Raw genomic sequence first — 6,912 nt, forward strand, 5'->3', positions numbered from 1 at the left:
CTCTATATTCGCGGTTCAGCAGGCATGTCCCCTTTGAGGGCGACCCGACGACAGGATAATCGACCTTATGGTGCGCAAATATTTCGGCACAGACGGTATTCGTGGCAAAGCCAACGAAGGCGCGATGACGGCGGAAACCGCCTTGCGCGTCGGCATGGCGGCTGGCCGTGTCTTTCGTCGCGGTGACCACCGCCATCGTGTCGTGATCGGCAAGGATACGCGCCTGTCGGGCTATATGCTTGAACCCGCGCTCACAGCCGGTTTCACCTCGATGGGCATGGACGTATTCCTTTTTGGCCCGCTGCCGACAACGTAATAGGAAGAATAAACGCCCTTTTCACCCAAGTCCAAATTAATTTGCCGATTCCATAATCAGGGTGTATTACAATTCCATAGAGTTTTTCAATCCAGGTGGTTTAGCTGATAACTTAACGATTGATCAGCTTCTTCGTGAAGATTACTCGCCATGGGCGCGCAATAAAAGGATATCTGCCACGTTCAAAGAAGCGCATTTTATTGAAAAATATGGGTCAGGCATCAAACGAATCCAAGAAGGCTTCGCATCCTATGGTCTGCGTCCCCCTGTCTTTGAAAATTTCCAGCACGGTTTTCGAGTTATTGTCTCATCAAAGCTACTTTTCGAATCTAATGAGGGAGTAAGTGAGGGAGTAAATCTACTATTTAATCAGATAAGAACTAATCCAGGAAAGCGTGCACCATTTTTAGTAAACGAGCTATTAGTTCCTGTCAAGATAGTAGAGCGGTGGCTCAAAATCTTAAGAGATGATCATAAAATCGAGTTTCGAGGAGCTCCTAAAAGTGGAGGATACTGGCTAAAATAGAAATCAATGATACTCTTAAGTGGCACCAATCGAACTCCTATTTTAGCATTTAAAAAAGTATCCTCACATCATTTTATTGAACAATACCTAAGGCTGCTCTGGCGGCATTGATATGATTATCGTCGTTGCACTCTACCGCAAAAGCGCCATATGCTAATGGAGCTGCAGCAGCCCTCTCTATAGATTGTTCGTAGAGCCTATCCCATATCGTTCCGCCTTGTTTAGCATACTCCGTTATCAAACTCTTCAGGCTATCCTCTCCAAAAACCGATACGTGACCAGAAAAGTCCAGTGCAGGATCACCCATATGCGCAGTAGACCAATCTATGATACCAGAGGTCTTACCTTCCTTCGAGGTTAAGACATGCCCTGCATAGAGATCGCCATGGATGAAACAAGTGAATTCAGGCCACAAAGGGTCATTGTCCAACCATCTACGGTATCTGTTTTCCAACGGCTCGCTGATACCTATCTCAGATTTCACCAAGTGGATACGGTCAGCTATTTCGGTCCTCAATTCACTTGGAGTCATTATTTTCAAGTTGCTCTTTCTCACATCGTCAGCTGTAATACGATGTAATTCGGCCAATGATTTTGCCAGAGACTCCACATAAGCTATGCTATCGCGATCTATGTTCCAAGAAACCTCATGTGTTATCGCATCGAATGTCAGAGCAGGCGCATCCTCCAGTAAAGGGTAGGCTATTAGGCGCTCCGATACAATTTTCCAATCAGGGACATTGATCGACAGGTTTCTTTTGGCTAAATCCAATATTCTACTTTCATTTTCGATTTGTTCAAGCATATCGCTTCTTCGAGGTATACGGAGTACCCAGTTCTCACCGTTTACTTCCTTTACAAAGGCAACTCTAAAGTCGATGCCCATCTCATTGACGCTCATCTCTTCCGAAATTCTCAGCCCATGCTCTAGGGCTAATGTTTGCATATCTTCGATTGTCATTTCTATACTGTTTTCTTTTATTAAATTGGTACCAGTTCCCCCGACAGGACATTCTGAATGTCATATACAGGTGTAACACTTTACCCATATTCTTTTCGTATGGATAACACTTCCCATCAGGGAACAAAAATCTGATACATGAATTAATTGTGAGACAGTAGACCTACTGTCGCATTGAAGCCATCTCGGCGACTATTTGATTAGGAAAACCAAGGCTTTGCCATCATAGCCTTATCATAGAAGTATAACATAGTTGTAAAGATAGAAAATTATTTTTTATTCATCCATGATGTTATTATTTTATAATAACATCATCTAAACATGTCCTGTCGCTCTTTTGTGCTGTGATATTTCATACCTATTAACTGCTTTCGTTTGAATTATACGACGTTCTACTCACAATAGGGCAAGGGTTACTCATTCCGTAGGATGCGGTTCACGTATAGGAAGAATAAACGCCCTTTTCACCCAAGTCCAACAGCTTTGGACCGCAGTTGACTCTTTCGACACCCCTGCGATGCAACCCAATCCGGCTGACGGGGAGCCAGCAACGCTGAAAATTTACCCTCCTCTTTCCCACTAGCGGCTCCTTTTCCGACAACCAGCACGGCGGATCCCTGCCGCGGCGCTGTGAACGCAGCATTTTGATTGGTATCGTTGGCCTTCAGGCTCGTCAGTCAAACAGACCCAGGAGCAGCTCAGCCGGTGGCGCCCGGCTTTCGGGTAACGCCCTGGTCCCGCTGGTTTCGGCTTTGTGCTTCAGGTGATCAAGGATCTGCTTGATCACTATAGGGTCTTCAATGCAGGCGATGACTTTCATGGCGCCGCCGCAGCCGCTGCAGGTCTCGATGTCGATATTGAAAACACGCTTGAGCCGTTGCGCCCATGTCATCGACGCTCGCCGTTGTGCTGGTGTTGCCGGTTCATCAGCCACCCTGACCTTGTTGCCCCTGCCCCGTTTTGCCGGCGTGACCAACGCCCGGTGCCGACTGTTGGGTGCGAACACCCCGTGGAAGCGGGTTAGGTTGACTCTGGGCTTCGGTACCAGGGCGGCCAGCCTTGCAATGAAATCCAATGGTTCGAAAATGACGTGCGTGGTGCCGTCCCGGTACGGCGTCTTGAGCTGGTAGCGCACGTTGCCGCCTCGTGTTAACGACAGCCGCTTCTCGGATACCGCCGGGCGGCTGATGTACCGGCACAGCCGTTCGAGCTTCTTGCGTTCATCGGCCCTGGCCGCCACGCCGGCGTGCAGGCTGGACCCGGCTACCTTGCCAATCCCGTCACCGAACGGATCACCACTGGTCGGCAGAGTTTGCAAAGTGAACACCTTTCGCCCCGCCTGTGAACCGACAGCGATACGGTAAGTGATCGAGTGCCCCAGCAGGGGTGTCATCGGGTCGTCATCCACCGCATCCGAGGCCAGATAGCTGTTTTCGACATCCCGTTCCAGCAGGCCTTGCCGCTCCAAATAGCGGCCGACCCGATGGGCGATGGTGTGCGCCAGTTGGGTGAGTTCGGCGCTGGTCGGCGCCCTGACCCAGAGGAACCGGGCTGTTCCATTGGGACGCTCAACGTACACGCCATCGAGGAACAGCATGTGAAAGTGAATGTTGAGGTTCAGTGCACTGCCGAAGCGCTGGATCAGGGTGACGGCACCGGTCTTGGCCGCTTGGTGGGTATAGCCCGCTTTCTTGACCAGATGCGTGGCGATGACGCGGTAAACGATGCCCAACACCCGGCCCATGACCTCCGGCCGGCTGGCGAACAGAAAGCGCAATTGAAAGGGAAAGCTGAGTACCCATTGGCGCATGGGCTGTACGGGCAGAACCTCATCGACCAGTAGCGCGGCGCTTTCGGCCATACGCCGTGCGCCACAACTAGGACAGAAGCCCCGACGTTTGCAGCTGAACGCAACCAGGTGCTCAGCGTGACACGACTCACAACGCACCCGCAGAAAGCCGTGTTCGAGACGGCCGCATTTGAGGTAGTCGTCAAACTCGCGTTGCACATAGCCGGGCAGTTCCCTGCCCTGCGCCGCCAAATGGGCAGCGAACGTCGGGTAGTATTCTTCGACGATCCGATAGAGCAGGGTTTGCTCGGGCCGGTGACGCTGGTAACGACCAGTGTTCTCGTCCCGGCTGGCCATCCTGGCCGCCACTTGGGGCATGATCCGCATCCTTGCGATACTGTGTTTTTATACAGTTTATCGCTCAGCTGCGAGATATTGAAGTCTCAGCTGTGATGCCAGCCAGTGCCAGACATTGCCTGTGAGTGCCAGTCACTCCCACTCTATTGTAAATAGAGTTGAGTACTCTATGAAATAAAAGGGGCGAACAAAAAAGAAAGCTGCCTATTCTTTTACGAATAAGCAATTTTTCAGCACGGCAGAACTGAACCTTTGCGGGGAATATCCTTTACAAGTCATTTTTATTTAACTATTTTCGAAACCACTCTAAAATGTATTGTGTTTTCCTAATATATTTGCTAAAATATATGCTAAAATATATTAAGTATTGCCTTGTATAGAATTAGAGTACGCAACTCTATGAAAAATACGAGTTTACCAATAACGATACACCCAACGGCAACAAAAAATCAAATAGCCACACGGGTAAAGGAGTAGGCTATTGGAACGCAACATAAAAGACTCTCAAAATTTTTTACACAATGCCCAACTAGTAAATAAACTAGTCGGACTTAGCAATATAACTTGCGATGATTTGGTTTATGAAATCGGACCCGGCAAAGGAATTATCACTCGAGCCTTACTTGGACGCTGTAGACAAGTTGTTGCGATAGAGTACGACGCGGAATTGTACAGGCGATTGCTTGAGCAATTAAAGGGGCACGAGGATTTAGTTCTGCTGAACAGGGACTTTCTAACAGTAGATTTGCCGAGCGAGCCGTACAAAGTTTTTTCTAACATACCATTCAACATGACTGCGGATATTTTGAGCAAACTTTTGACGACGGGAAGGACGCCCGAGGATTTATATCTCGTCATGCAACAAGAGGCGGTATATAAGTACGCAGGTGAGCCTTTGTGCCAAGATGGATTTAAGTCGCTACTTTTTAAGCCGATTTACGAAATCAAAGTCATTCACAACTTTGATAAAGCGGACTTTTCGCCAAGCCCGAATGTATCAATATTTTTTGTGAACTTTCACAAAAAAGAATACTGCGACATAAAAAAATTGCCGCTAATCGACTACTGGGATTTCTTGGCTTTTGTATATTCCGCGCCAGGCAGATTTTTTAAGGAAAAAACAAAAAAAGTTTTTTCATACGAACAACAAAAGCGGATACGAAAGCAAATCGATCTTCACGAGGAGGCGTTTATTTCGGAATGGACATACAAACAATGGCTTGCCATGTTTGATGTATACTCTAAAATGGTTTCGCCAGAAAAAAAGAAATTGGTTATAGGCGCATATAGCCGATTGATTGCCGAGCAGGCAAAACTCGACAAACTACATCGTGACAGGAGCAAAAAGTATTAGCCGATGGCAAGCGTAACCTTTAAGAAAATAAACAAGGTTTACGACGGAAAAGTACAAGCCCTAAAAGACATAGAACTGAAAATCAATGCGCAAGATTTTTTAGTGATTGTGAGTATAGGAAGAATAAACGCCGTTTTTCTCCAAGTCCAGCCACTGTAGACCGCGAATGACGGCCTGCTTTGCCAGTGGGTGATTCTGAATCCGGCCCGTGTAGCCATCGATCCCGCCGAAAATTTACCCGTTTTTCCCGACAGCCGGGGCCAACCCAAGCCGCCGGCATAACGCATCCCTGCCGCGGCTGAATTACCGCAGCATCGTGATCGGAATCGTTTGGGACGGGTCAGTCAAACAGACCCAGGAGCAGCTCAGCCGGTGGCGCCCGGCTTTCGGGTAACGCCCTGGTCCCGCTGGTTTCGGCTTTGTGCTTCAGGTGATCAAGGATCTGCTTGATCACTATAGGGTCTTCAATGCAGGCGATGACTTTCATGGCGCCGCCGCAGCCGCTGCAGGTCTCGATGTCGATATTGAAAACACGCTTGAGCCGTTGCGCCCATGTCATCGACGCTCGCCGTTGTGCTGGTGTTGCCGGTTCATCAGCCACCCTGACCTTGTTGCCCCTGCCCCGTTTTGCCGGCGTGACCAACGCCCGGTGCCGACTGTTGGGTGCGAACACCCCGTGGAAGCGGGTTAGGTTGACTCTGGGCTTCGGTACCAGGGCGGCCAGCCTTGCAATGAAATCCAATGGTTCGAAAATGACGTGCGTGGTGCCGTCCCGGTACGGCGTCTTGAGCTGGTAGCGCACGTTGCCGCCTCGTGTTAACGACAGCCGCTTCTCGGATACCGCCGGGCGGCTGATGTACCGGCACAGCCGTTCGAGCTTCTTGCGTTCATCGGCCCTGGCCGCCACGCCGGCGTGCAGGCTGGACCCGGCTACCTTGCCAATCCCGTCACCGAACGGATCACCACTGGTCGGCAGAGTTTGCAAAGTGAACACCTTTCGCCCCGCCTGTGAACCGACAGCGATACGGTAAGTGATCGAGTGCCCCAGCAGGGGTGTCATCGGGTCGTCATCCACCGCATCCGAGGCCAGATAGCTGTTTTCGACATCCCGTTCCAGCAGGCCTTGCCGTTCCAGATAGCGACCCACCCGGTGGGCGATGGTGTGCGTCAGCTGGGTGAGCTCTGGGCTGGTCGGCGCCTTGACCCAGCGGAAACGCGCTGAGCCGTGGGATTGCTCGACATACACACCGTCGAGAAACAGCATGTGGAAGTGAACATTCAGATTGAGCGCCGATCCAAAACGCTGGATCAGGGTGACCGCGCCCGTCTTGGCCACTTGGTGGGTATGGCCCGCTTTCTTGACCAGGTGCGTGGCAATGACGCGGTAAACGATGCCCAGCACCCACCCCATGATCTCGGGCCGGCTGGCAAACAGGAAACGCAGCTGAAACGGGAAGCTCAACACCCACTGACGCATGGGTTGTTCAGGCAGTACTTCATCAACCAGCAAGGCGGCACTTTCGGCCATCCGCCGCGCCCCACAGCTCGGGCAGAAACCGCGACGCTTACAGCTGAAAGCGACCAGGTGCTCGGCGTGGCAAGACTCGCA

6 protein-coding genes are annotated in these 6,912 nt (G+C 50.6%); 3 read left to right on the top strand and 3 right to left on the bottom strand.

The annotated features are described in order from the left end of the window. The first annotated feature begins 67 nt into the window (after window positions 1-67). Both FTV25_RS15490 and FTV25_RS15495 read left to right on the top strand, forming a co-directional pair. A complete protein-coding gene (locus FTV25_RS15490; RefSeq protein ID WP_071830581.1) occupies window positions 68-316 on the top strand; it encodes a phosphoglucosamine mutase in 249 nt (82 codons plus the stop codon). A gap of 61 nt (window positions 317-377) precedes the next feature. Next, window positions 378-842 (top strand): ATP-binding protein, encoded by a 465-nt coding sequence (locus tag FTV25_RS15495; RefSeq protein ID WP_071830580.1) that lies wholly within the window; start codon window positions 378-380, stop codon window positions 840-842. Between the two features lie 73 nt (window positions 843-915). On the opposite strand, the gene mph is transcribed toward FTV25_RS15495, so the two are convergent. Further along, window positions 916-1,803 carry an Mph(E)/Mph(G) family macrolide 2'-phosphotransferase gene (mph, locus tag FTV25_RS15500; protein WP_071830579.1) on the bottom strand — a complete coding sequence of 296 codons (888 nt, stop codon included), beginning with the start codon at window positions 1,801-1,803 and terminating at the stop codon, window positions 916-918. 673 nt (window positions 1,804-2,476) lie between these two features. Next, window positions 2,477-3,970 carry an IS91 family transposase gene (locus FTV25_RS15510; protein ID WP_119173447.1) on the bottom strand — a complete coding sequence of 498 codons (1,494 nt, stop codon included), beginning with the start codon at window positions 3,968-3,970 and terminating at the stop codon, window positions 2,477-2,479. A gap of 460 nt (window positions 3,971-4,430) precedes the next feature. Here FTV25_RS15510 and FTV25_RS15515 point away from each other — a divergent pair, with 460 nt between their 5' ends. After that, the gene (locus FTV25_RS15515; protein ID WP_084929516.1) at window positions 4,431-5,303 is read left to right on the top strand and encodes an rRNA adenine dimethyltransferase family protein; all 873 of its coding nucleotides are present in this window, start codon (window positions 4,431-4,433) and stop codon (window positions 5,301-5,303) included. A 340-nt stretch (window positions 5,304-5,643) separates the two neighbouring features. Here FTV25_RS15515 and FTV25_RS15520 read toward each other — a convergent pair. Then, window positions 5,644-6,912: IS91-like element ISVsa3 family transposase (locus tag FTV25_RS15520; protein WP_179989166.1), on the bottom strand; the 1,269-nt coding region annotated here is incomplete at its 5' end.

This window comes from Acinetobacter sp. YH12249 (genome assembly GCF_013417475.1).
Lineage (GTDB): Bacteria > Pseudomonadota > Gammaproteobacteria > Pseudomonadales > Moraxellaceae > Acinetobacter.

Bases quoted from the DNA above. Each gene is read 5' to 3' on its own strand.
- FTV25_RS15490 (WP_071830581.1), top strand. From the start codon at position 68: ATGGTGCGCAAATATTTCGGCACAGACGGTATTCGTGGCAAAGCCAAC.
- mph (WP_071830579.1), bottom strand. From the start codon at position 1,803: ATGACAATCGAAGATATGCAAACATTAGCCCTAGAGCATGGGCTGAGA.
- FTV25_RS15510 (WP_119173447.1), bottom strand. From the start codon at position 3,970: ATGCCCCAAGTGGCGGCCAGGATGGCCAGCCGGGACGAGAACACTGGT.